This window comes from Terriglobus aquaticus, assembly GCF_025685415.1.
GTDB classification, from domain to species: domain Bacteria; phylum Acidobacteriota; class Terriglobia; order Terriglobales; family Acidobacteriaceae; genus Terriglobus; species Terriglobus aquaticus.
Genome location: NZ_JAGSYB010000001.1, coordinates 3,391,665 through 3,416,128, shown reverse-complemented (window position 1 = coordinate 3,416,128; position 24,464 = coordinate 3,391,665). Strand labels below are relative to the sequence as shown.

At 64.1% G+C, this 24,464-nt stretch carries 19 protein-coding genes; 11 read left to right on the top strand and 8 right to left on the bottom strand.

Annotation, left to right across the window (positions count from 1 at the left end; all coding sequences use genetic code 11):
* The first annotated feature begins 55 nt into the window (after positions 1-55).
* From OHL12_RS14130 to OHL12_RS14120, 3 genes are all read left to right on the top strand, one after another.
* A complete protein-coding gene (locus tag OHL12_RS14130) occupies positions 56-355 on the top strand; it encodes a hypothetical protein (RefSeq protein WP_263414459.1) in 300 nt (99 codons plus the stop codon).
* Entirely contained in the window at positions 355-1,071 is a 717-nt protein-coding gene (queC, locus tag OHL12_RS14125; protein ID WP_263414458.1) for a 7-cyano-7-deazaguanine synthase QueC, read from the top strand. Before OHL12_RS14130 ends, queC begins: the two co-directional genes overlap by 1 nt.
* 120 nt (positions 1,072-1,191) lie before the next feature.
* Complete coding sequence (locus OHL12_RS14120; RefSeq protein WP_263414457.1) at positions 1,192-2,325, top strand: hypothetical protein; 1,134 nt, start codon at positions 1,192-1,194, stop codon at positions 2,323-2,325.
* An 84-nt stretch (positions 2,326-2,409) separates the two neighbouring features.
* Here the strand turns inward: OHL12_RS14120 and OHL12_RS14115 are convergent, their stop codons facing one another.
* Genes OHL12_RS14115 through OHL12_RS14100 form a run of 4 tightly spaced genes read right to left on the bottom strand, consistent with a single transcriptional unit; the run spans position 2,410 to position 5,124 of the window.
* Positions 2,410-3,693 carry an A/G-specific adenine glycosylase gene (locus tag OHL12_RS14115; protein ID WP_263414456.1) on the bottom strand — a complete coding sequence of 428 codons (1,284 nt, stop codon included), beginning with the start codon at positions 3,691-3,693 and terminating at the stop codon, positions 2,410-2,412.
* Between the two features lie 40 nt (positions 3,694-3,733).
* On the bottom strand, positions 3,734-4,438 hold the full coding sequence (locus tag OHL12_RS14110; RefSeq protein ID WP_263414455.1) for a 7-carboxy-7-deazaguanine synthase QueE: 705 nt from the start codon (positions 4,436-4,438) through the stop codon (positions 3,734-3,736).
* Positions 4,439-4,449: 11 nt separating this feature from the next.
* On the bottom strand, positions 4,450-4,830 hold the full coding sequence (gene queD / locus OHL12_RS14105; RefSeq protein ID WP_263414454.1) for a 6-carboxytetrahydropterin synthase QueD: 381 nt from the start codon (positions 4,828-4,830) through the stop codon (positions 4,450-4,452).
* A gap of 12 nt (positions 4,831-4,842) precedes the next feature.
* The gene (locus OHL12_RS14100) at positions 4,843-5,124 is read right to left on the bottom strand and encodes a hypothetical protein (RefSeq protein ID WP_263414453.1); all 282 of its coding nucleotides are present in this window, start codon (positions 5,122-5,124) and stop codon (positions 4,843-4,845) included.
* A 117-nt stretch (positions 5,125-5,241) separates the two neighbouring features.
* Here OHL12_RS14100 and OHL12_RS14095 point away from each other — a divergent pair, with 117 nt between their 5' ends.
* A complete protein-coding gene (locus OHL12_RS14095; RefSeq protein ID WP_263414452.1) occupies positions 5,242-6,141 on the top strand; it encodes a DMT family transporter in 900 nt (299 codons plus the stop codon).
* On the opposite strand, the gene OHL12_RS14090 is transcribed toward OHL12_RS14095, so the two are convergent.
* Positions 6,131-8,173 (bottom strand): ATP-dependent DNA helicase, encoded by a 2,043-nt coding sequence (locus OHL12_RS14090; RefSeq protein WP_263414451.1) that lies wholly within the window; start codon positions 8,171-8,173, stop codon positions 6,131-6,133. The two genes, OHL12_RS14095 and OHL12_RS14090, sit on opposite strands and share 11 nt — an antisense overlap.
* A gap of 58 nt (positions 8,174-8,231) precedes the next feature.
* The gene (locus OHL12_RS14085) at positions 8,232-9,818 is read right to left on the bottom strand and encodes an MGH1-like glycoside hydrolase domain-containing protein (protein ID WP_263414450.1); all 1,587 of its coding nucleotides are present in this window, start codon (positions 9,816-9,818) and stop codon (positions 8,232-8,234) included.
* Between the two features lie 97 nt (positions 9,819-9,915).
* On the opposite strand from OHL12_RS14085, the gene der reads away from it, so the two are divergent.
* The 4 genes from der to OHL12_RS14065 all read left to right on the top strand — a co-directional run bounded on the left by der (position 9,916) and on the right by OHL12_RS14065 (position 13,089).
* Positions 9,916-11,838, top strand: coding sequence for a ribosome biogenesis GTPase Der (der, locus tag OHL12_RS14080; protein ID WP_263414449.1), 1,923 nt, complete (start codon positions 9,916-9,918; stop codon positions 11,836-11,838).
* A 50-nt stretch (positions 11,839-11,888) separates the two neighbouring features.
* Positions 11,889-12,302: a hypothetical protein gene (locus OHL12_RS14075; protein WP_263414448.1), complete on the top strand. Its 414-nt coding sequence runs from the start codon at positions 11,889-11,891 to the stop codon at positions 12,300-12,302.
* Between the two features lie 101 nt (positions 12,303-12,403).
* Positions 12,404-12,625 (top strand): hypothetical protein, encoded by a 222-nt coding sequence (locus tag OHL12_RS17340; RefSeq protein WP_317889839.1) that lies wholly within the window; start codon positions 12,404-12,406, stop codon positions 12,623-12,625.
* A 50-nt stretch (positions 12,626-12,675) separates the two neighbouring features.
* Positions 12,676-13,089 (top strand): hypothetical protein, encoded by a 414-nt coding sequence (locus tag OHL12_RS14065; RefSeq protein WP_263414447.1) that lies wholly within the window; start codon positions 12,676-12,678, stop codon positions 13,087-13,089.
* A gap of 6 nt (positions 13,090-13,095) precedes the next feature.
* Here OHL12_RS14065 and OHL12_RS14060 read toward each other — a convergent pair whose 3' ends face one another.
* Positions 13,096-13,617, bottom strand: a complete 522-nt coding sequence (locus tag OHL12_RS14060; RefSeq protein WP_263414446.1) for a GNAT family N-acetyltransferase — start codon at positions 13,615-13,617, stop codon at positions 13,096-13,098.
* Positions 13,618-13,775: 158 nt separating this feature from the next.
* Here OHL12_RS14060 and OHL12_RS14055 point away from each other — a divergent pair, with 158 nt between their 5' ends.
* Positions 13,776-14,207 carry a RidA family protein gene (locus tag OHL12_RS14055; RefSeq protein WP_263414445.1) on the top strand — a complete coding sequence of 144 codons (432 nt, stop codon included), beginning with the start codon at positions 13,776-13,778 and terminating at the stop codon, positions 14,205-14,207.
* Positions 14,208-14,218: 11 nt separating this feature from the next.
* Here OHL12_RS14055 and OHL12_RS14050 read toward each other — a convergent pair whose 3' ends face one another.
* The gene (locus OHL12_RS14050) at positions 14,219-17,032 is read right to left on the bottom strand and encodes a TonB-dependent receptor (protein WP_263414444.1); all 2,814 of its coding nucleotides are present in this window, start codon (positions 17,030-17,032) and stop codon (positions 14,219-14,221) included.
* Positions 17,033-17,164: 132 nt separating this feature from the next.
* Here OHL12_RS14050 and OHL12_RS14045 point away from each other — a divergent pair, with 132 nt between their 5' ends.
* Complete coding sequence (locus OHL12_RS14045; RefSeq protein WP_263414443.1) at positions 17,165-18,964, top strand: deoxyribodipyrimidine photo-lyase; 1,800 nt, start codon at positions 17,165-17,167, stop codon at positions 18,962-18,964.
* Positions 18,965-19,142: 178 nt separating this feature from the next.
* Positions 19,143-24,455 carry a beta strand repeat-containing protein gene (locus tag OHL12_RS14040; protein ID WP_263414442.1) on the top strand — a complete coding sequence of 1,771 codons (5,313 nt, stop codon included), beginning with the start codon at positions 19,143-19,145 and terminating at the stop codon, positions 24,453-24,455.
* Positions 24,456-24,464: the final 9 nt, after the last annotated feature.

The window sequence follows — 24,464 nt, the reverse complement described above, 5'->3', positions numbered from 1 at the left end:
AACATGCAGCGGGTGCTGCCAGTTCGGCGTCTTAGACTTGAGAGAGCGAGGAATCATGGCAGAGCGCGACGAAGACGATTACGTAACCGTGGCCAGCTACAGCGAAGTTGGTGATGCGCAACTGGCGCAGAGCGTGCTGGACGGCAGCGGCATCGACAGCTTTCTTTCCGGCGAAGAAGCCAACATCCTGCTGCCCATGAGCGGTGCCCGGCTGCAGGTACGAGTGGCCGACGCCGAAACAGCGCGCGAGTTGCTGAACACGGTTCCTGCCGGAGGCTTGCAGGACAGCGAGACCGTCACCGGTCCAAACACACCACATGGCGCAGCACTGGCCGACAACGGAGACGACCTATAGTGGCCGAATCTGCAACAGCGGCGCAGCCACGGAACAAGGCCGTGGTCTGCCTGTCCGGTGGCATGGACTCAACCGTCTGCGCCGCCCTGGCAGCGCGCGATTTCGACGCCTACGCCTTGCACTTCTCCTACGGCCAGCGCACCGAAGCCCGCGAGCTCGAGTCTGCCCGTTCTGTCGCCAGCATTCTCGGCTTCCGCCAGTTTTTGCCGCTGCGCATGGATCTGTTCCGCACCATCGGCGGCTCCGCCCTCACGGACGCCTTGATCGCCGTTCCCGACGCGCCCGCGGAGGACAACGCGATCGGCGCCCACGTGCCTGTCACCTATGTTCCCTTCCGCAACGCGCACTTCCTCTCCGCCGCGGTCAGTTGGGCCGAGGTGCTGGGCGCCCGCACCATCTTCATCGGCGCGGTCGAGCAGGACAGCTCCGGCTATCCCGACTGCCGGCCGGCCTACTATGACGCCTTCAACGAACTGATTCAGCAGGGCACCAAAGAGGGCGACATCCGGGTCATAACGCCACTGATCCGCATGCGCAAAGCTGAGATCGTGCGGCTGGGTGTTGAACTCCGTGCACCATTGCATGTAAGTTGGTCATGCTATTCGGGCGACCGGGTGGCCTGCGGCGTGTGCGAAAGTTGCGTTCTGCGGCTGCGTGCCTTCCGCGAAGCAGGTCAGTCAGACCCGATCCCGTACGCTGCCGGCGCTGGAGCATAGCAGCGGAGCGGACATACACTAAAGTGGCGGCGCAGCGGGTACGGCGGCCGTCACAGAAGCGTCTCATCATTTTAGGAACCGGTTGGAAGCTCACGGCCGGCAGGAGCGGCAGGACAGATCATGAAAACTCTTCGGAACCTTTCCCTCAGCGCAGCGACGCTGGTTCTGGCATCGGCCTCGGTGCTGGCACAGGCGCCGGCACCCGCCAGCGTTCACGGTACGGTGACCAACGCGGCAGGGTCCCCCGTGAAAGAGGGCGTGGTCAAGCTGACCACGGATCGCACCAGCCCCGACGACAAGACCCGCAAGTACCAGTACACCGCTCCAGTCGGAGCCGACGGCAGCTACAAGATCGACGGTGTCGCGCCGGGCGACTACGTGCTCTTCTACCAGGTCAACGAGAAGACCGTCGATTACCTGGACCACGTCGTTCTGAAGGCTGGCGACAATATCGCGGCCAACGATGACATGACCCGGCAGGAGTACCTGAGCCACCTGTCGCCGGAAGAGCGCAAGAACATTGAAGAGTTCAAGAAGCGCAACTCTGAAACCGCTGCCGCGAACAAGCAGATCGGCAACCTGAATGCCCTGCTGACCAAGGCCCGCGAGGAAGAGAAAACGAATCCGCAGTCCGCTGTGGACGACATGAAGCAGGCCACCGCAACCAAGGCGGATGAGCCGGTGCTGTGGCTGGAGCAGGGCAATGCCGAACTGGCCCTGGCCAAGACGGACACCGACGCCAGCAAGAAGACCCAGGACTACGCCGATGCCGGCACCGCCTTCCAGAAGGCGATTGACACCAACGGCACCAGCAAGAAGCCGAACCCCGCCTTTGCCGGAGCCGCGTACAACGGCCTGGGTCAGGTATACGGTGCGACCAGCAAGCCCAAGGATGCTACCGATTCCTTCGATAAGGCCGCACAGGCAGAGCCTGCCAAGGCCGGCATGTACTACTTCAACGCCGCTGTCACTCTGAAGAACGCCGGCAGCAACGACGAAGCCGCCGCCATGGCCGACAAGGCAATCGCCGCCGATCCGACCAAGGCCGATGCCTACTACATCAAGGGTGCCTCGCTCATCGGTAAGAGCTCCATGCAGGGCAACAAGCTCGTGCCGCCTCCGGGCTGCGTCGAGGCCTACAACAAGTACCTCGAACTCGCTCCCACTGGCCGCTTCGCTCCCGAAGTCAAGGGCATCCTGGCCGAAATGGATCAGTCCGTGGTGAACAGCTACAAGGCGGGCAAGAAGCGCTAATCAAATCTGCAGGACAGGGAAAGGCCCGGGATCGCTCCCGGGCCTTTTCGCGTTCCGTGTTGAAGATTCCGTCACGCTGGTCTGCTATCCATCCGAGCTATCTTCTTCGTCAAACAAGAGTTGGCTGCGCATTCCCGTCTCGGTCCGCTCACTGCCGCGATTTGGCTTCGTGGACAGTAAACTCACCCGGGCCGCCAGTCTCGACGCCAAGGGTGCTTCCCCAACCGTGGAGCGCGCCGGCATCGGGACTGCGGGCGCCATCAGCCCGGCCCGTTGCAGCACCTTTCGAGCGAACCCGGTCAGGGGCAGGCGGTCCAACATCTGCGTATCGAACCACGCAGTTTGAAAGCCCGGCTGCGCTGCTCGATGCACCTGCTGGCGATTCTTGAATCCAAAAACTTCAGCGTAGTAGTTCGTCCCCATGATGGCGTGGCGCAGCCGCAGCATGGGTTCCGTGGCGGGGGCAGAGCGCAGCAGCGGCAGCTCCAGCATGCCGGGCATCACGGTCTGCTCATCACCGCGCCGATGCAGCAGTACCTCCACGCCACCGCGCGGCCCATTGTTGCGCGTCGTCAACGCATAGGCCACCCGCTCAGACTTCATTGCGGCACGCGCCGGTGTGGGGTGCTCGCCGCGCGTGCGGCACCAGTCGTACACAGGGCATTCCAGGCACCGCGGACCGCGCGGCAGACACACCGTTGCGCCCAGCTCCATCATGGCCTGATTGTGATCGCCCGGCGCAGGTGCGGGAACGCCGGTGGCCTCAGCTTCCTGTCCCGGCGCATCAATTAGCGCCTGCGCAAATCGCTGAACGAAGTCGATCGTCGCCCGGTCTGCCTGTTCGGGCCGTCCCGCAACGCGCAGCAGCACGCGTTCCACGTTGCCGTCCACCACGGCAGTCCGCTCTCCAAAGGCAATGCTGGCAATCGCGGCCGCGGTGTAGCTGCCGATGCCGGGCAGCTTGCGCAACTCCGCCGCAGTGCGCGGCAGCGTGCCCTCATGCTCCTGTAGCAGGAACTTGGCCGCCCGATGCAGCATGCGCGCGCGCCTGTAGTAGCCGAGGCCGCTCCACCGCGACAGCACGTCTTCTTCCGGGGCCAGCGCGAGCGCTACCAGCGTCGGGAACCGCTCGGTGAAAGCGCGAAAATGCTCCAGCACGGCACTCACGCGCGTCTGCTGCAGCATAATTTCGCTTACCCATGTGCGATATGGATCCGGATCACGCCGCCAGGGCAGATCGCGGGCGTGCCGCCGATACCAGGCCAGCAGCGCCGCAGAGAAGTCTGCCTGCGCGCTCTTGTCGAGCGGCAGCTCCACCTCTGCGCGCGAAGCAGCAGATCGCGCGGAGCTGGTTCGTTTGGCTGCCATGAATGCTTGCAGTGTACGACGCGGAAAGGCAGCAACAGGCCTACACGCCCTTCTTCTGCGGCTCCCATACGAACTTGTGAATTTGCAGAGAAAGTCGCGCGGGCAGGCCATCTTCCAGCATCCAGCTCACCAGATCGCGCGCGTCCAGCTCCATGTTGTCGGCCGTGCGCAACGGCGATGGTGACTGATGAAACGCTGGCGAGAGAAGAATGCCGCCCAACGTTCCTTCCGCAACCTTGCCCTGCAGATGCTCGCGAATGAAGTCGCGAGCAAACTCATAGTCGCGACGATCGCGCAGAACAAACTTCACCTCGTCGCGCGAGGTCAGAGCGTCCAGGTTGCTCATGCGAAACGACCCGAACGCCGACCCGGAGCCCGGGCATTTCACATCGACAATCTTATGCACTTCCGTGGGCACTTCGCCCAGCGGACGCTCACCACTCGTCTCCATCATCAGCGTGTAGCGCCTGCTCTCATCGCGCAGCAGCCGCTGCATCAACGGCAGCAGCTCGCGCTCGTGCAGCATGGGCTCGCCCCCGGTGAACTCGATCAGCGGGCACGGTTGCAGAGCCTCGATCTGCGCCACTACCTCATCTTCGGTAAAGGGCTTGCCGCCCTGAAACGTGTAGGTGGAATCGCACCACGAGCAGCGCAGGTTGCACCCCGCAAACCGCACAAAGATGCACGGCACGCCGGTGAACGAGCTTTCGCCCTGCACGGATTTATAGAGCTCAATCAGTCGCATGAACTTACTGCTTAGTCGACGTAGTACGTCGCTTGCGACGTATCCGTCTCAAAGATGGTGCTGCGCTTTACCCGGACACGTCCGCCGGTCACCTCGCGCAGGTGTTCGTTCGTCTTGTCGAAGAAATACCGCGCCAGGTTTTCTGCAGAAGGATTTACCGTCGTGAACGGCTCCAGGTCATTGATCATCTGGTGATCCAGGTAGTTCACCACCGGCTTCAGCACGTCTTTCAGCACTTTGAAGTCGAGCAGCAATCCGTTTGGCTCCAGCTCTTCGCCGGCCAGCGTCACCAGCACGCGATAGTTGTGGCCGTGCGGGTTCTCGCACTTGCCGTAATACTCGCGCAGGTAATGTCCGGACGAAAACCCGGCTTCCACAGTCACTTCGTACATCGCTCTTTCAGTTTATCGGACCGGTCCGCCATCAGACCGCCGCGGTGACTTCGCCCGATCCTGTCCTGCCTGCCGCGCCGACCGGCGCTCCGCCTGCTCAAACATGCTTTGAAACACGCCGAACAGCGTCACCACCAGGCCAAGCAACAGCAGGATGATGCCGATCATGTGCCACAGGCTGGCATCCTGCGGTGCCCCCGGCTCATGCGCAATCCCGCTGAACCCAATGACATACGCCACCAGGGCAAAGAACCCCAGAGTCGCGGCAAGGATGTACAAGTTGCGGCTGAGCATAGCGCGTCCTGCAACGATTGTAGTGATTTCGCGCGAAGGTGTGCCGTGCGAACGCCTGCACGCGGGCTGGCACAAAACGCAGGTCGCCCCGTCCAGTCGCTATTCTTCAGGTACACCATGCGGCGAACCGTCTCCCATCTGCAGGCCGCCGGCCTGGCTCTGCTCGGCTACTCGCTGTGGGTGCTGTGCGATGTCAGCCTCAAGTTTGCCGGCGCCTCCACGCTTCCCCGCCTGGAGATCATCGCGCTCGTGGGGCTGGCTGCGGCGCTGATCGTCATGCTCGCAGCCGCTGTGCGCGGCCAGATCCGATCTCTGCTTCCCCGGCAGCCCGTGCGGCAGGTGCTCCGATCGCTGCTGGACATGGGCAACAACATCGGCGTGCTCATTGCACTGCAGCACGCATCGCTGACCATGTTCTACATACTCGTATTCCTATCGCCCCTGGTGGCCGCCGTGCTTGCCCACCTGTGGCTGCGCGAGAGGCTGGGGTGGCAACGCATCCTTGCCCTCGCACTTGGCTTCTGCGGCATCGTGATTGCGGTAAATCCATTGAGTGCGGTCCACCACGCCGACGCCATCGGCTACGCTGCCTGCGCGGTGTGTGTCGCCTGCTTTTCGGCAAACATGGTGTGGTCGCGCCGCCTCACGCAAACGGAGTCGGCCAACAGCCTGGCCTTCGTCTCCGGCATCACCATCGCCCTGGTAGCGGGCGCATGCACCGCTGGTCACCTGCAGAGCGTGTCGTTGCGGATGTCCGGCGTGATCGTCGCCATTTCGGTCTTCGGAGTCGTCGGCAACCTCTGCTTCTTCTTCGCCCTGCGCCACGCTGCCACGGCGTACGTCTCGCAATTCCACTACAGCCAGCTCCCCGTAGGAGCCGTGATCGGGTATGTCCTCTGGGGAGAACGGCTCACGCTCGCGATGCTTCTCGGCGCGATTCTGATCGTCGCAGCCGGCATGTACACAGCCGCGACTGAGAAGCCAAGCGTGGCGTCGGAGATCGCCGTTACCGGGTAGAACCTGGCACATCAGGCCGCATGAAGAATCGTTCGACCTCTTCAATGTCCTGCGTAATGCGATAGGGCGGCAGGCTGTCCAGGAAGACCTTGCCATAGCTCTGCCGCTGCACGCGATTGTCCAGCAGCACCAGCACACCGCGATCCGTAGCGGAACGAATCAAGCGCCCGAAGCCCTGCTTCAGCGTGATCACCGCCTGCGGGATCTGCAGGTCGTAAAACGGCTTACCGCCTGCGCGCTCCACCGCCTCCATGCGCGCCTGCACCACCGGGTCGCTTGGCACCGCGAACGGCAGCCGGTCAATGATGACGCAGCTCAACTGCTCGCCCTGCACGTCCACGCCTTGCCAGAAACTCGACGTGCCAAACAGCACCGCGTTCGGCGTGGTGCGGAACTCATCCATCAGCGCCTTGCGCGGCGCGGTGCCCTGCAACAACAGCGGAAACGGCAGTTCCACCAGCATGCGCTCATACATCAGCCGCATCTGCGCATAGCTGGTGAACAGGCAGAACGCGCGGCCACGCGACAGCTCCAACACGCGCCGCATGCGCTCCGCCGCCTGGTCGTTATATGCGTAATCGCGTGGATCGGGTAGGTACGGCGGCAGGTACAACAGCGCCTGCTTGCCGTACTGAAAGTGTGACGGCACGGTGAGTTCGCGCGCGCCCAACAGCCCCAGCCGCTTGCTGATGTGGTCGAAGCCACCCTGCACCGTCAGCGTCGCGCTGGTCAGCACCACCGTGCTGAAGCTGGTGAACAACTGCGTCTGCAAAATCTCCGACACATCGATCGGCGTCGCCTGCAGGTGCGTGTGGTAACTCGGCGCCGTGCCCAGGCTGGTGCGCGAAGCGTTCTTCACGCCGCCGCCGGCGCGCCGCTCGATCCAGAACACCGTGTTCGGATCGTCCGATTCCATCAGGAAGCGCGTGCTCAGCCGCAGGTCCATCGCGCGCCGCCGCAGCCCTGCCGCCTCCTCCACATCCTTCAGCCGCTCCAATTCGTCGAACAGCCGCTCCAGTGCAACGGTAAACGTCGCGTAGTGCTCGCCATGCTCCTCCAGAAAGCTCGCACGATCCGGAAACGGCTGCCTGCCGATCGTCCCAGCCGCCTGCGGCAGCGTCCCAAAGAACAGACGCGACCGCTCCCGCAGCATGTTGGTAGCATTCTGCACACCGTCGATTGAGACCTTCTTCGCCTTCAGCAGCAGCTCCGTGTCGCGCGCCAGTTCCTCGCATCGCTGCTGCGACACCGCCACGCCGAAGTATTCGCTGGCCACATGCTCCAGTTCGTGCGCCTCGTCGAAGATGACCGCCGCCGCCTCGGGCAGCACACCCGCATCCGGCGCTCCCGCAGCCTGCTGCTTGATGTTGAGATCCGCAAAGAACAGGTGATGGTTCACGATGATCAGGTCGCTCTCCAGCGCCCGCTTGCGCATCTGCGTGATCCAGCACGGCTCGAAGTTCGGGCACGTCTGCCCCAGGCACGCCTCGCTGCGCGCATCCAGCTTGCTGAACAGCGCCGACGGCTCGGGCAAGCCCGCGATCTCCGCGCGATCACCCGTCGTCGTATCCTTCTCCCAATCGCGAATGATGTGGAACTGCTGGATCTCCGCCGGCTCACTCAGCAGCGGTGCCGCCTGCAACGCGTACAGCTTCTGCTTGCAGATGTAGTTGCCGCGCCCCTTCATGTACGTCACGCGCAGCGGCCCAAGCAGCGACTCCAAAAATGGAATGTCTTTGAAGAACAACTGCTCCTGCAGGTTCTTGGTACCGGTGGAGACAATCACGCGCTTGCCCTGCTCCCGCGCGACGCGCAGCGCCGGCAACAGATACGCCAGCGTCTTGCCCGTGCCGGTACCCGCCTCCACGATCAGGTGCCGCCGCTCCTCCAGCGCCTTCTCGACAGCCTTGGCCATCTCAAACTGCCCAGGCCGATGCTCATAGCTCAGCGACGACTGCGCCAACACCCCACCCGGCGCAAAGAACTCGCGCAGCGTGGGCAAAGCATCGGCACTGGTGGCGGCAGCAGGCATGACGAAGAAGAGGCGAAGGCCCCTCTCTTCATCTTAGGCGTTCGCTGCCGCTCGCAGCCTACGCCTTCAGCAGCACGCGTTCATTGGCGCGAAGGGTGTAATGCCGCTTGTGCCGGCCCTGTTGGAACGTGACGGCCTGCGCCTCGGCATGAATGCCGAGCAGGGCAGTCGGTGTGCCATTAGGGTCAGTAATCACACGCGCTGTGCCCCCGGTCAGCCGCGCGATCTCGCGCCCGTTCCGCCTCAGTGTCGCTCCATCGGCGGCGTAGCTCAAGTCGAGCATCGCTCCTGAATCCGAGCGCATACGGAAGCTCGCCCCGTTGCTGGCCGCACACCCGGGCCGAACGTTCCACTGCACCTCTCCCGGGGTCTCCACGATGCCCGCCAGCCTCCACGTGAAGTCCACCATCACCAGCGCTGCCGGCGAGTAGCCGCCCGAATCCTCATGGCTGAAGACGCCGCTGACCGGGTCCATCTGCTGCCGGAAATCGCCCTCGCGCAGGATCGCCTCGCACCACTGATTCGCAAGGTGAGCAAACTCGGCCGACCGGCCGTAGTGGTCCATCCATTGTGGCGTGCGCAGCGCGGTCAGTGCCTGGGTCGCGCCACCCCAGCTGTTGCGCGGAATGGGCCGCACAAACTGCGGATCGTCCAGCGCCACCGACGGCAACGGGTACGGCGCCCAGAACTTCTTCGGATCGCTGAACTGCCGCGCCCACAGCGTCTCGAACAGCTTCTGCTCCACCACATGCTCACCGCACATACGCGACAGGATGTCGCAATCGACCCGCACGAACTTGTCGTCCGCATCAAGGTCGTAGAACGCCGCATCCTCCGGCACATACAGCCGCTTCAGGATCAGCGCACGCAGCCTTTCCGCACGGTCCTGACATTGCTGCGCCTCCGACGGCCGACCCAGCGCACGCGCCATCTCCGCCAGCGCTACCCGCCCGCCGTACACCGTCGCCGACAGGTCCGGACACAGCCGCGGCAGCTTGTACCCCTCCGGAAACCGCTTCGCATCTTTTCCCGGGCACTGATTCGGAATACCCTTCCACCGTGGGCTGTTGTCCATTCCGGTGTCGTACGTGCAAAAGCCCTCGACCAACCCCGTCGCACGCGTGTTGCGGTACTGCGAAAGCCAGCCGTCCCATCCACTGCACGCCGTATACGCCGTATGCAGGAACTCCTCGTCGCGCGTCGCCGCAGCCAGCTCCCACGCCGTCGCGGCGATCGGCACGACCATCTGGGTTTGCCCGAATCCCGTCTCGGTGCGCTTGTGATTCGCCGGCAACTGGCCGTCGTTCCGCTGCTTGTCAAAGAACACCATGTGGCTCGCGCGCGCCACCTCCGGCCGGAACCTCCGGTATACCAGCGACTCGTGCGGCCCACACTCCTGCCAGATGCCGGGGTACACCGCACCCTCGATCAGCACCACGTCCTTGTAGTTCGGCAGCCGTTGCACATTGCCCGCCAGCACGCGCAACGCGTGATCGTATCCCGCCTGCCACCGAGCATCCGCCGTCTGAAACACAGGCGCATCGGCATTCACCGCGGCTGGCGCCTCCGAAGCAAGTCCGAACGCCCTTGCCTGGCTTGCGATCACCGCGACGGCTGACTTCTCCAGAAAGCTTCTTCGATTCACGCTCGCTCCCGCACCTGCAAGCAGTGTGAACTTCGCAACGCTGCCCAGGCAATGGAAACACCGACACTGCTACCCTTGACTCTGGCAGGTCTTCGCAATGGCTCCTGAGAAAAAGCGGCTCGGCAAAAAGCACCGGTCGGCACAAACGCGTCCGCACAAGGGTGCCACACCCAAGGGCGCAAAGCCCTCCGCCGGCGCGCTCAGCGGAGCCTCCCCCAAGGGGCGCAAGGCTGTAGCCGCGAAGAAGGCCGCCTCCTTCAGCAAGGGCAAGGTGCGGACCCAATCGCCCGACCGGCAAAAGGGCCGCGCTGTCACTGGCGCGCAGATGGCCCCCGGCGCCCTGCCGAAAGAAATGCGCCCTGCTTCCAACCGCCCCGCGCGTGGTGATCGCGGCATGGCATCCAGCGACGCCCGCAAGCACGCCGCAACACGTCCTGAAGAACAAGCACCGCGGCGCGGCGTCCACTCCGCCGCCCTCAGCGATCCCGAAACCGAGAACGCGCTCGCCAGCATGCTCCCGCTTATCGAAGAAGCGCAGCGCCCCAGCGACAGCATCTCTGCGCCGCTCTTCGCCATCTGCGGCCGCCCCAACGTGGGGAAGTCCACGCTCTTCAACCGCCTCACTGGCACGCGCCGCTCCATCGTCGGCGACGAGCCCGGCATCACCCGCGACCGCATCTACGGCGAAGTCGACTGGGACGGCCGCGTCCTCCGCATCGTCGACACCGGCGGCGTCATCCCTGACGACGAAGCCCTCATCCCCAGCGAGATCTTTCGCCAGGCCCAGGTCGCGCTCGAAGAAGCCGAAGCCATTGTCATGGTGGTCGACGGCCGCAGCGAGATCGCCGCGCCCGACCTCGAACTCTCACGCCTGCTCATCCGCTCCGGCAAGCCCATCTTCCTCGCCGTAAACAAAATGGACACGGAGAAGATCGCGCCGCAGGCCGAGAACTTCCGCACCCTCGGCTTCAAAGAAGTCTTCCCCATCAGCGCCGAACACGGCCTGGGCGTGGGCGACCTGCTCGACGCCGTCTCTGCCGCCATGCCCGCGACCGAGCCCGAGGAAGCACCCGAGCTCGAAGAGGTTTGGGAAGACGACACCGAAACCTCAGACGATACCGGCGAAGAGCAGCCGCGGGAACGCAAGCTGCGCTCCCACGGTGAACACGTCAGCCGCGAGACCAGCGTCGCTATCATCGGCCGCCCCAACGTCGGCAAATCCACGCTGCTCAACGCGCTCACTGGTACCGGCCGCGCCATCGTCTCACCCATCGCGGGCACCACGCGCGACGCAGTGGACGAGACCGTCGAGCGCGACGGCCACCGCTTCCGCTTCGTCGACACCGCTGGCATTCGGCGCAAAGGCAAAACCACGCTCATGGCCGAAAAGCTGTCGGTCATCATGGCGCGCAAGCACCTGGAAGCAGCCGACGTTGCGCTGCTCGTCATCGACGCTACCGAGGGTGTTACCGGGCTGGACGCCAACATCGGCGGCTACGCGCATGAGAGCGGACGCTCCGTCGTGATCGTCGTGAACAAGTGGGACGCCGTGACCATCGAGCGCGAGCAGCGCATCGCCGCCGGCGAAGAGAACGTGCCCGAGCCAGCCGACAAGAAGGTCTACACCGAGCAGGTGCGCGACGCGCTCAAGTACCTCGATTACGCTCCGCTGCTGTTCATCAGCGCGCGCGAGGGCATCAACGTCGAAGAGGTTTTCAAGAAGGTGCAACTGGTCGCGCGCGAACGCCGCAAGCGCATCTCCACCGGCCAGATGAACAAATTCCTCGACGGCATCGACTTCGAGCGCGCCGGCGTGCCGTGGTCCAAGCGCGTGCGCATCTATTACATGACGCAGGCCGCGGTAGCGCCACCCACGTTCGTACTCTTCACCGACCGAGACGTGCGCCTGCACTTCAGCTACGAGCGCTTCCTGCAGAACCTGATCCGCGACCGCTGGAAGTTCATCGGCTCACCCATCTGGTTCAAGGTGCGTCCGCGCAATAAGAAAAAAGAAGACTAGCTCAGCAGCCAAAGTCGCGGCCTGTGCATCTTTGTCGCGCAGGTGCAATCATGCCTCGAATCAACTGGCTTGTTCTCGGCATTGGCGTTCTCGGAATGCTCATTACGGGCTTTACCTGTATGCCGCGAGTCTACGGGCATCCGGGCTTCCTGATCCCGCCTGCTATGTGCGTATTGCTGGTGCTCGGCAGCACGGCAGGTTGGGCCACTTTTAACCTGATTCGTGAGTTTTGGATACGTCGTGTCGGCGTTCGGGTCATCGGACGCGTATCGCACGCCCGCAGTTCGGGCTTTTCCAACAATGTTCCTTCTTGGGAGGTCGAGGCGGTTCTGCCAGACGGAACCACAACTCGCCTGATGATCGATCGATTCGCTGCGTTCACCCCTGGTGAAACGCTGGAACTGATAGTGGATCCCCGCATGCCAAAGCACGCTGCACTGCCACGCTACAGCCAGGACTTCTAACCGGGCAAGACACACCTGGAACTATAGACTTCGGGCCATCGCTGCGTCGTGGTGCGTCGTCGCAACCACAGTGAAGAACCGCGCACCGATCTGCGTGAAGCCTGCCTTCTCGCAAAACCGGATCGCGCCATAGTTCTTGCCATACACACCCAGCAGCAGCCGCTTGTAGCCAAGCTCGCGCCCTGCTTTTCACCGGCCGCGACGTGCGTCTGCACTCCAGCTACGAACGTTTTCTGCAGAACCTGATCCGCGACTGCTGGAAGTTCATCGGCTCACCCATCTGGTTCAAGGTGCGTCCGCGCAATAAGAAAAAAGACGAGTAATCAAGTTGCCAAAGACCCTCGCAGCGCATCCGTTTGCGGGAGGTGTCCTGATGCCCCGGACGAACTGGCTGCTCTTCGGGATCGGCATGTTGGCCATGTTTACGACAGGTGCATTTTGCTTGCCCCGTGCAAGCGCTCACCCGTGGCTCATCGCGATCCCGTTCAGCTGTTTCGTTGTGGTGATGTTCAGCAGTGTGGGTTGGATCATCTTCAATTTGATCCGCGAGCTATGGATTCGCCGCGTCGGCGTCCGAACCGTCGGCCGCGTCATCCACGCGCGTAGCGCGGGTTATACCAATAACGTTCCCACCTGGGACGTTGAGGCCGAGCTGCCGGACGGCAACACCACCCGCCTCTTTGTCGTCCGCTATGGTCCGTTCGCCCCCGGCGAGCCAATCCAACTCATCGTCAATCCAAAGAGCCCGAAGCACGCCGCCCTACCGCGCGTCAGCTACGACTTCTAACTCGCCTCAGAGCGACCGCGCCATCACCGCATCATGGTGCGTCGTCGCACCCACGGTGAAGAACCGTTCGCCGATCTGCGTGAAGCCCGCCTTCTCGTAAAACCGGATCGCGCCATAGTTCTTGCCGTACACCCCCAACAGCAGCCGCTTGTAGCCAAGCTCGCGCCCTGACGCGATCGCCTGGTCCATCAGCGCCTTGCCGATGCCGCACCCTTGGAAGCGGTGCAGCAGGTAGATGCGCCGTAGCTCGTAATCTTCAGCCGTCGTTTCGATTGGGAAGTCAGGCGCAGTGCATACGATGTAGCCGACCGGTGCCGCACCCGGCGCAACCTCCGCAACGTAGATGCGGTTCTCCGCAGGCGCCAGATACTTCGAGTACGCTTGCACCGAATGATTCTTGTGAAAGTGCGCTAGGATATCCGGCCCATCCAGCACATCCGCGAATGCTTCCAGAAAGCTCGCACCTCCCACCAGCGACAACATCGGTTCGTCACCGGAGACACATCGGCGCAAAGTAAACTCAGCCATGCTTCCAGCATAGCGATCAGCGCCGGTCTGCTGCAGCAATCTCCGACTTCCGCCCTACAGACACTCGGGGGACCTTCGGTATGCTTCACTCACGTGCCGGGCATCTGTCGCACCCGCGCAACGGCACGCAGACTTGCACTCCCAGAGAGGTCTTCTCCATGTTCAAGCACCTGTGCCGTGCTGCCGTTCCCGTTGCCCTGCTGGCCGCAGCGCCGCTCCTGGCTCAAGAGAACCGCCACATCGACGCCAAGCCGGAGATGCCCTTCTCGCAGGCCGTGATCGCGGGCAACACGATCTACATCGCCGGCCAGGAAGGCCCGGAAAACGGCAAGCTGGAAGGCGTCTCCATCGAAACGCAGACGACCAACGCCATTCACGCCATTGAGAAGATTGTCACCGGCGCCGGCTACAAGATGACCGACCTGGTCACCGTAACCGTCTTCGTCGCAGACCTGAAGGACGTGCCCGCCATGAACGAGATCTACAAGAAGCTCATGCCGTTCCCCCGCCCCGCGCGCGCCACCGTGCAGGTCGCCGGCCTCATCGGCAACGCGAAGATCGAGATCTCCGCCATCGCCGTCAAGCCTTAAGTACCCGGCCGCTAAAACCGAAACGCCGTCTGCAGCAGCACCGTCCGGTTCGCGGCGGAGTTGTTGAAGAAGTTGCCGTTCAACGTCAACGACTGCCCAAAGAACGGCGACGTCAGCACGCCCACCGGCGTAGCACCGTTGGTGTGGTTGGTCACGTTCTGCGCCTCCACGGAAAAGCTCAGCTGGTACGCCGGATCCGGCTTCGGCGCCGGCGTGCCCGGCTTCGCATTCGGGTCCGGCGGCGGTACTCCCTCGGGTGCGCGCCGCGGTCCGAACTTGAAATTCTTCTCCAGATCCAACTGCAGCGATGCGAACGCCGGCCCGGTGCCATAGTTGACCGGGATAATGCGCTGCCCCGCGATGGGTGACGTGTCGAAGTTGCCGAATCGCGTACGCACCACAGAAGCGCGCGTCAGGTCCGTCGCAAACGCTGGGCGATCGTTATAGATCGAATCGCCGTTGTTGTCGCTGCCCGTCGTGATGTTGAACGGCATACCCGCCGTGGCAATCAGAAACGGGCTCAGGCCAAAGCCGTACGGCAAGTTGAGGTTCGCTCCCAGGAACAACCGGTTGGTGCGATTGAAGTTCGTCCTTCCAAAGTCCTGCGCCAGGTTGTAGGAGTTCGACGCGAAGGTGCTGGCACCGTTCGAGTTGCTGTGGGAGTGCTGGTTCACATAGAAACCCCACAGGTTTACCTGCTTCACCGGCGAGTAGTTCGGGTTGACGAAGAACACATCGCTCGTTCCCGACCCCTCACCCGTGTACTCATACCGATTCGCCGTATCGCCAAACGGTCGAGTCCCGCTGTTGGGCACAGCAGGGTTGTAGGTACCAGGCAGCGGTGCGTTCACGTTCACCGAAACGTACTGGTGCACGGACTGAAAATGAAGGTAGGTCGCGGAGATGTTGCCCTTCTTGCCCAGGCCGCGCTCCACGCCAATACTCGATGTGAAGTCGTACTGATTGCGGAGCCGCGGCTGCAGGCTATACGTCGTCGAAGGCACACCGCTTAGCGATGACACCGGCGGGATATTCGGATAGGTATCCGGCTGCTGCAAGTAATACGACTGCTGCAGGATGCCGTTCTGCCTGACGGTGTTCAGCAGCGTCGGACCATCCAGCCTTGAATAGAACACGCCTGTGCCACCCCGCACCGTGAACCACGCCGGATGCTTGTCGCCCTGGTGCACCGCCCACGCGAACCCCACACGCGGTGCCGGATCGCTGTGATCCGGAACGCCGAACTGGCTTTCATACCTCAGGCCCAGATTCAGCGTCACGCTTTTTGTCACCTTCCACTCATCATCCGCATACAGGCCCAGGTCGCCACTCAGCAAGGCAGCGCCCGGCGTTCCCGCCGTCAGGCTGAACTGCGTTGCTCCACCGCCCTGTGCACGAATCTGCGCAGGCGTCAGCCCTGCCGCGAGGCCGCGCTGGGTGATCTGGTAGGTGGCCAGATCCGGAAAGATATATTGCCCGTTGAAGTTTGCGTTCGACACATTGCTGTCGCGCAACAATCGATAGCGCCCGCCCATTCGCAAGAAGTGCTTGCCGCGTTCCAGCGAGAAGTAGTCCTGGAACTCATACCGGTCCTGATTGTCGCGCAGGCTCTGCGACGGCGCTCCACCACCGTTGAACGAACCCTGCACCACGATCGTCGGCGAGCTGTCCACCGCAATTTGTGACGTGCGTGTGCGGATGTACTGGAAGCGCGTCTCATTCACCCGGTGCGCACCGATAATCTGCGTGTTGCCGATCTGCAAGGTCTGCGTCGCGATTGTGCTGTTGTAGCCCTCGCTCTGCAAGACCAGCAATCCCACACCCGCATTCGTCTGGTTGTTGCTGTTGTAGTCGTAGCGCGCGGTCAGGGTGTTGTTGGTCGACATCTGCCGGTCCAGCCGAACGCTGTAGTCGTGCCGCACCGAAGGATTGGGTACCGCCTGCGAAAGCTGGGTCGTCGCAAAGTTAGAATCCAGTACCACCGCGTTCACTACCGCGTTGTTCTCCTGGTCGCCGTAGTTGGCAGACGCGAAGAACGACGTCTTCTTGCCGATCGGCCCGCTCACATTCCCATCGACAAACAGCATGTGATACGGCGGCTGTGCGCCCGTGAACGGGTTCAGCGCGTTGAAGCTGCGATCGTTGCCCTGCACCTGCACGTATCCATGCAGCTTGTCACTGCCGGGCTTGGTGAAGATCTCGATGCGCCCAAACCCAAGCTCGTCGTACTGCGCAGAAAACGGGTTCTGGTTGATGCGGATCTCGCGGATCGCGCTCTTCGGTGGAAACCTGCCGCCGGAAAACCCATCCACATACACCTGCGGCGCGTGCTGTCCGTCACCGCCGGCCAGGGCCTGCACCTGCTGCTGAAAGGTCGCGTCGTCGTTTGACAAGGTATCCAATTGCTTGCCTTTGAAGACCAGCGCACTTCCATTGCTCCCCGCGCTTGTATCGGCCTGGTTGGCCTCCACCGTCAGCACTTCGCTCAGGGTCGCCACAGGCAGCGCCACCGTAAGCGGAGCCATGCGCGCACGCACGTTGAAGCTTTCCCGCACATACGGCTCAAAGCCGTCGGCCGTAATCGCCAGGCGGTACACGCCAGCCGGCACATCCAGCGAGAAGCGGCCGGCGTCATCGGTCTCCGCGTCTGCCTTCACCGCGCCACGCTCGATGTGGATTCTTGCTCCGCGCAGCTTGGCCCCGGAGGGGTCAGTCACCGACCCGGTCACGGTCAGCGTGGCCACTGCCGCGGCGCCCTGGTCAACGGCCATAAGCCCGGAAGGAACCGGAAGACACAGCAGGGCGGCTACTGTGAGCTTCAGCATGAGACAACGGCCTGATCTGGCATGGTGCTCCATTGGACTGACGGGTAAAAGAAACGGAATCGAATTCTTTTCTCATCGAACTACTTTTTTCGCGGTAAGCGATGCCCCGGTTCGCCCCGCATCCCACACAGCATGGCCGGCACGAAAACTTCTCGCGAAGCAAAAGCGAAGACACGCCAGACCCAACCGAAAGCATTGATCGCTCCGAAACAGCCTCACCAGAAGACGGATGCCGTGCCGCCCGGTGAGCCCGCGCATGATCCCGCCGCGCCCGGCATGAGCGAGCCTGATCCCACGGGCATTCCGCATCCGGCGCGCGAAAAAGCGATCCGGGCTGCGGCGAGCGTGCGCGCCCAGGCCAAGCCCGGGTCAGGCCAAACCGCCAAAGCCAAACGCAGCAAGAACAGCGAGGGCACCGAGCGCGAACGCCGCGAAGCTGCCGCATACGCCGCGCTCTCACCCGATCTGCCCGAAGCCCTGCGCTGCATCGCCAGCAACGATCGCGTGACCGTTCGCCGCGATGGCCCGCCCAAGCCCGACGGCAAGGTCGTCGTCTACTGGATGCAACGCGCGGAACGCGGCGTCGACAACCTCGCCCTGGACGTCGCAATCGAAGTCGCCAACGAACTCGGCCTGCCGGTCGTCGCTTTCTTCAGCGGCGTTGCCAACTTTCCCCACGGCGTCCTGCGCGGTTACGTCTTCCTGAACGAAGGCCTGCGCGACGTGGAGGAAGATCTGCACAAGCGCAACGTTAGCTTCGTCCTGCGCAACGCTCCGCATGAAGACCGGCTGCAGTTCTTCCGCGATGTCAACGCCGCCATCGTCATCGGCGACGAGAACCCCATGCGCGTTCCCGAACAGTGGAGGCAGGAGGTGCAGCAGAAGTTCGACGGCCCCTACTGGACCGTCGATGCGGACGTGATCGTGCCCACGAAGCGCCACGAGAAGGCGCCCTACGCCGCGTACACCGTTCGCGGCAGGCTCTGGAAGATGCTCCCGGAGTACCTGGAAGAGTCCACCAAGCCCAGCGCCAAACACGCCTGGCACAAACCCGCGAACTTCCACGCCGACGACCCGCACGAGGACATGACCAAGGGCTGGAAAGACCTGGACCGCAGCGTCGGCAAGGTCGACGAGCTCACCGGCGGTGCGCACGCGGCACAGGCGCGCCTCGATCATTTTGTCGCGCACATGCTGCCGCAGTACGCTCACCTGCGCAACCACCCGGACGTGGACGGCACCAGCGTCCTCAGCCCCTACCTGCACTTCGGTCACATCAGCCCGCTGCGCATTTATCTGGCCATCGAAAACGCCGCGGCGAAGAACCCGCACCTGCGCGAAAGCGCCGACAGCTTCCTCGACGAGATGGTCACCTGGCGCGAACTGTGCGTCGCCTGGGTCAAGTGGGACGCCAACTACGACAACCCCGAAACCGCCGAAGACTGGGCGCGCAAGACGGTCGAGAAGCACGCGCACGACAAGCGCGATCAGCTTTACACCGCAAAGGAACTGGAGAACGCCGAGACCTACGACGAATTGTGGAACGCCGCCCAGCGGCAGATGGTGCGCCGCGGCTGGATGCACAACTTCATGCGCATGTACTGGGCCAAGAAAGTGCTCGAGTGGTCGCCCAGCAACGCCGAAGCGATGAAGACGCTGATCTACCTGAACGACAAGTACTTCATTGATGGCCGCGATCCCGGCGGCTACGCCGGCATCGCCTGGGCCATTTACGGCAAGTTTGACCGGCCCTGGGGCGAGCGGCCCATCTTTGGCAAGATCCGTTACATGAGCGGTGCCAGCACCGGCAGGAAGTTCAACAGCAAGGCATACATCGCGCAGAACCCGCGGCTTGGTGACTCGGCCGCGGCCGCACCCGCGCCCATCCAGCGCCCACGCACCCAGCGCGCCAAGGGCCAATACGGAGGCTGAACGCCGCACCGCTTTGGATAAAGCTTCAACGACACGCTCCCTCTCGCGTGACATCCGCGTCCGAATCGAAGACACTACCGCCTAAGCGGCCGCGAGTGTCGCACCTGTTCTCTAAGTCTTTTCTCACCAGACAGCCTGTATTGCGGAATGCCGTGTGCAACGGCCTCCTGTGCTGCCTGTGCCCTCTCGAATCGATTCCGTCCGCCTCCCCTCCTGGCTCTCCACGCGCCGCCTTGCCGGCATGTGCGTGGCCAGCCTTTCGCTCGTAGCAGTCGCCGCCCGGCCACAGCAAAGCTCTCCGCAGCCCACCGCACCCGCAGCAGCCCGCGCCAACGCAGAGCGATTCGCCGCCGCGCGCCGATCCGCCGCCCTCCAAGAACACCCCGCCGATCTGCTGCATCAAGCCCGGCAAGAGCACACCCGCCTTGCCGCTGTACGTGACGTTGCCGCGGCGCAGGCCACGGGCAATGCCCCCACGACCACGCCGCTCAACACGCCGTGGCAGTCCGTGGGTCCCATGCAGGTGCAGACCTCGGCATACGGCCCGGTTACCGGCCGCGTTTCCTCTATCGCAGTCGACCCATCCGACTCCTCCGGCAATACGGTTTACCTTGGCACCACCGGCGGGGGCGTCTGGAAGAGCACCACTGCAGCAGCCAGTTCCGTCTCCTCCGTCAGCTTCACACCGCTCATGGACAGCTTGCAGGCCTTCAGCGCCAACGCGGGCTCCAGCGCTACCGGCAGCATCTCCATTGGAGCAGTCTCCGTGCAGCCCGGCGGCACCGGCGTGATCCTCGCCGGCACCGGCGATCCAAACGACGCGACCGACAGCTACTACGGCACCGGCCTTCTGCGCTCCACCGACAGCGGCGTCACCTGGACGCTCATCCAGACCTCGAACGACGGCGTGGCTGGCTTCCACTCCTTCACCGGCGAAGGTTTCAGCGGCTTTGCCTGGAGCACCAGCAGCACGGGCCTTGTCGTCGCCGCCGTGTCCTCCAGCGCCGAAGGCACCCAGGTCGCCGCGAGTTCTGCCGGTGCCAGCGTGCGCGGCCTCTACTACTCCACCGACTCCGGCGCCACCTGGCAACTGGCAACCATCCAGGACGGCGCGCAGATCGTGCAAAGCGCGTCCAGCAACTTCAGCAACTTCGAGGGCAACGCCGCTACCGCTGTAATCTGGAATCCCATCCGGCAGCGCTTCTACGCTGCCGTGCGCTTCCACGGCTACTACGAGTCCTCGGACGGCCGCACCTGGACGCGCCTTGCCGCCCAGCCCGGCAGCGGCCTGACCACGACCGCTTGCCCCACCCGCACCGGCAACACCGGCCTCACTACCTGCCCCATCTTTCGCGGAGCGCTCGCGGCCCAGCCCGTCTCCGGCGACCTGTTCGCGCTGACCGTCGGCAGCGGCAATACCGATACCGGCCTCTTCCAGGACACCTGCAACCTCGCGGGCTCGAACTGTTCGAGCGCCACCGTGCAGTGGTCGCACCAACTCAGCAGCACACCGCTTGAAAACGGCACCACCGGCACGATTGCCCAGGCCGACTACAACCTGGCACTCGCGGCCGTTCCCGCGGCCACCGCCCTCAGCGCGAATGACACGCTGCTCTTCGCCGGCGTTGGTGACCTGTACCGCTGCAAGCTGAGCGACCCCAACGGCTGCGCCCTGCGCAACACCACCAACGCCACCAACGGTTGTGCCGCCCCGGCGCAGGTTGCACCCGCGCAACACGCCATCGCCTTCCAGATTCTCAGCAGCAACGCCGCCGCTCCGCTGCTCTACTTCGGCAATGATGGCGGCCTGTGGCGCTCCCCCGACGGCGTGAACCAGCAGAGCACGCCCTGCTCCGCCGACGACGCGACCCACTTCAACAACCTCAACCCGGCGCTTGGCTCGCTCGCGGAAGTCAACGGCCTCAGCACGCATCCCACCGACGGCGGCATCGCCCTGGTGGCGCTCGGCGCGCTCGGTTCCGCCGCCTCCACCACCTCGTCCGCTTCCGCCAGCTTTCAGTCGACATGGGCTCAGATGGGAACCGGCGAAAGCGCCGCCGTCCAGATCGACCAGGCCGACCCGCGGAACTGGCTCGTGCAAAGCGGCTTCGGCACATCGCTGAAGCTCTGCCAGAACGGTGCAGCCTGCAACTCCGCGGACTTCGCCGGAATCCCGTCGATCGGCCCATCTCAGATCAACGGCGATGCCGAGCTCGAGGACGCTCCCGCGATCCTCGACCCCGCCCTGAACAGCAACGTCCTCATCGGCACCTGCCGCGTGTACCGTGGCCCAGCTACCGGCGGCAGCAACTTTTCCGGCAGCACAGACGCCATCAGCGCTCCGCTTAGCGGTCCAGCCGGCGGCGCCTGCACCGGCGCCAACGGCCTCATCCGCTCCCTGGCGGCGGGCGGCACACAAGTGCTCACCGGCTCCGCGCAAACCAGCGGCTCGCCCGTGCTCTACGCTGGCATGGCAGGCACTGCGGATGGCGGCGGCAACGGCTCGGGCGGCCACCTGTATCGCACGCTGCAGGCGAACCTCGCCACCGGCAGCACCGTGTGGACCGACGTGACGAATGGCACCGTCACCAACGACAGCACCCACAGCGGCATTTTCAATCCCTACGGCTTCGACGTCTCGTCCATCTCCGTCGATCCGAATGACAGCACCGGCAAGACCGTCTACGCCACCGTCAGCGGCTTCAACTCGCCCGCTGTGTATCGCTCCACGGATGGCGCCACCAGTTGGACCAGCGTCACCGCAAACCTGCCCAACGCACCCGCCAACGCCGTTCTGGCCGACCCCAACAACTCCGGCGTCGTCTATGTCGCGACCGACACCGGCGTCTACGTCGCCACGGACATCACCTCCTGCACCAACACGAACTCGCAGTGCTGGAGTCCCTACGGCACGGGCCTTCCACTTGCGCCTGCCGTGCAGCTCACCGCGTCAGTCAACTTCGCCGTTCCCGGCAGTTCCTCCAACGGCGTCTTGCGCGTAGGCACCTATGGCCGCGGCATCTGGCAGATCCCCCTGCTCACCGCCGGACAGACCGCTCTGCCGACGGCTTCGCTGTCCCCGAGCTCACTCAGCTTCGGCGCGCAAAACGTCGGCTATACCAGCGCCGCACAGACCATCACCGTTACCAACACTAGCAACCCGCCGCTCACCTTTACCCGCATCACCGCCAGCACCGGCTACGTTTCCACGGACACCTGCGTGGGCAACACACTTGCCCGCGGCGCAACCTGCACCGTGCGGGTGAGCTTTGCGCCCGTCGCAGCAGGCTCCGATCCCGGATCTCTAACCCTGTACGGCAACGTGCTCGGCGGCTACCTTGTTGCCAGCCTTTCCGGTACGGGTAGTGGTCAGGCTTCCGTTACCGTGCAGCCCACGGCAATCACGTTCTCCAACACGGCCGTCCACTCCACCAGCGCGGCGCAAACGGTCACCGTGACCAACAACGGCAGCCTCGCGGCCAGCCTGCAAACACCCACGGTCTCCGGCGACTACAGCATCACCGCGAACACCTGCACGGCTTCGCTCGCCCCCTCGGCCACTTGCACCTTTGGCGTCACCTTCACCCCGACTGCAAGCGGCCAGCGCACCGGAACGCTGCAGCTGGTCGACAACAACGGCACCCACAGCGTTCCGGTGACCGGCGTCGGCATCGCCGGTGTTGCAACACTTTCGCCGACCACCATCACCTTCCCGACCACGCCGGTGAACGGCCTCAGCCCCGTCCGCACCGTCACCGTCAACAACACGGGCAACGGCCCACTTCAGATTGGCGCCGTCACCGTGAGCGGCGACTTCGCTGAGACCGACACCTGCAGCAACACCACCGTGGCGTCCGGCAGCAACTGCACGGTCAGCGTCACGTTCTCGCCCACGCAGTCCGGCGCGCGCTCCGGCACGCTGGTCGTGGCCAGCAACAGCAACGGCGCGGTCGGCACCGCCGCAACCGTCGCCTTGCAGGGCAACGGTCAGGCCAGCTTCTCCGTCGTGCTCACCCCCACGACGCTCACCTTTGGTTCCGTCGCCGTCAACACCACTTCCGCCGTGCGGAACATCACGGTCAGCAACACGGGTTCCAACAGCGGCGGCATCGGCGCGGCCACGGTCACCGGCGACTTCCTCATCCGCGGCAACACCTGCGGCACATCGCTCGCCACGCAGACCGGCTGCACCGTCTCCATTGCCTTCACGCCGTCGACCTCCGGCGCGCGCTCCGGCACATTCACCATCGCGACCGATGCGGGGCCGCAGACCGCTACGCTTTCCGGCACCGGTACCCTGCCCGCTACCGATACGCTGTCTCAGCTCACCCTGAGCTTCACCGGCACCACGGTCGGTACGGCGAGCGCCGCGCAAAGCGTCACGCTCACCAACAACGGCGACGCCGCCCTCACCCTCGTTAGCGCTAACGTAACCAGCGGCGACTTCACCGCCGTGAACTCCTGCGGCACCTCACTCGCAGCGCACAGCACCTGCAGCATCGCGGTCACGTTTGCGCCACGGTCGGTCGGCTCGCAAACCGGCACGCTGGTCGTCTCCGACGTGCAACGCAACCAGGTCGTCACGCTCACCGGCAGCGCCATCGCGGGTCCAGGCGTCTCGCTCGCACCTGGCACACTCACCTTTCCGCAAACTGGCGTGGGCAACGCCACCGCTCCCCAGATCGCCACCATCACCAACAACGGCGGAGTTCCGCTGACCATCACCGGCATCACCATCCGCGGCGACTTCGGCCTGACCGCCGCCGCGGGTGCCTGCACGTCCACGACCACGGTCGTTGTCGGCGGCAGTTGCACTCTCCCCGTTGCCTTCGCGCCGCAGGCGGCCGGCCCGCGCTCCGGCAGTATCACCGTCACCGGCAGCGCGGGGACGCAGAGCATTGCTCTCAGCGGCACGGGCATCAACTTCACGCTGACCGCCAGCGGCGCAACCAGCGTGACGGTCGCCACGGGCAAGAGCGCCGTGTACCCGCTGCTGCTCACTCCCGCCGCCGCCGGTACGCAACCCGTCACCTTCACCTGCACCGGTGCGCCGGCCAACAGCAAGTGCAACGTGGTCTCCACCTATGCGGACCTGTCCGCCACCAGCACCGTCTCGGTCACGGTGGTCACCGGCACCACCGCAGCCGTGCGCACCGTCGCGCGGAACGGGCGAAGAAACGAGTCAAACCAAACGCGCGATGCGCGACGCACCTCCGCGCTGGCGTTCCTGCTGCCTGTGCTTCTGCTTCCCTTCGCCGCCTCGCGTCGCCGCATCGCCACGCTACTGCTTGCCGTACTCGCGATCGGCACGGTCGCGCTGCAGGGCTGCGGCTCGGGCCGGCACATCCCCGAAGGCACCGACACCACCGGCTCTGGCGGTTCCACGTCAGGAACGCCGACGCCAGCCGGCACCTATAACCTGACGGTCACCGCAACCGCTGCGGGACTGACCCGCCAAGTCGGTCTCACGCTGATCGTCACAGCGCAGTAGGGTCGCACG

Bases quoted from the DNA above. Each gene is read 5' to 3' on its own strand.
- OHL12_RS14130 (WP_263414459.1), top strand. From the start codon at position 56: ATGGCAGAGCGCGACGAAGACGATTACGTAACCGTGGCCAGCTACAGC.
- OHL12_RS14120 (WP_263414457.1), top strand. From the start codon at position 1,192: ATGAAAACTCTTCGGAACCTTTCCCTCAGCGCAGCGACGCTGGTTCTG.
- OHL12_RS14115 (WP_263414456.1), bottom strand. From the start codon at position 3,693: ATGGCAGCCAAACGAACCAGCTCCGCGCGATCTGCTGCTTCGCGCGCA.
- OHL12_RS14110 (WP_263414455.1), bottom strand. From the start codon at position 4,438: ATGCGACTGATTGAGCTCTATAAATCCGTGCAGGGCGAAAGCTCGTTC.
- queD (WP_263414454.1), bottom strand. From the start codon at position 4,830: ATGTACGAAGTGACTGTGGAAGCCGGGTTTTCGTCCGGACATTACCTG.
- OHL12_RS14100 (WP_263414453.1), bottom strand. From the start codon at position 5,124: ATGCTCAGCCGCAACTTGTACATCCTTGCCGCGACTCTGGGGTTCTTT.
- OHL12_RS14095 (WP_263414452.1), top strand. From the start codon at position 5,242: ATGCGGCGAACCGTCTCCCATCTGCAGGCCGCCGGCCTGGCTCTGCTC.
- OHL12_RS14090 (WP_263414451.1), bottom strand. From the start codon at position 8,173: ATGCCTGCTGCCGCCACCAGTGCCGATGCTTTGCCCACGCTGCGCGAG.
- der (WP_263414449.1), top strand. From the start codon at position 9,916: ATGGCTCCTGAGAAAAAGCGGCTCGGCAAAAAGCACCGGTCGGCACAA.
- OHL12_RS14075 (WP_263414448.1), top strand. From the start codon at position 11,889: ATGCCTCGAATCAACTGGCTTGTTCTCGGCATTGGCGTTCTCGGAATG.
- OHL12_RS14065 (WP_263414447.1), top strand. From the start codon at position 12,676: ATGCCCCGGACGAACTGGCTGCTCTTCGGGATCGGCATGTTGGCCATG.
- OHL12_RS14060 (WP_263414446.1), bottom strand. From the start codon at position 13,617: ATGGCTGAGTTTACTTTGCGCCGATGTGTCTCCGGTGACGAACCGATG.
- OHL12_RS14055 (WP_263414445.1), top strand. From the start codon at position 13,776: ATGTTCAAGCACCTGTGCCGTGCTGCCGTTCCCGTTGCCCTGCTGGCC.
- OHL12_RS14050 (WP_263414444.1), bottom strand. From the start codon at position 17,032: ATGCTGAAGCTCACAGTAGCCGCCCTGCTGTGTCTTCCGGTTCCTTCC.
- OHL12_RS14045 (WP_263414443.1), top strand. From the start codon at position 17,165: ATGGCCGGCACGAAAACTTCTCGCGAAGCAAAAGCGAAGACACGCCAG.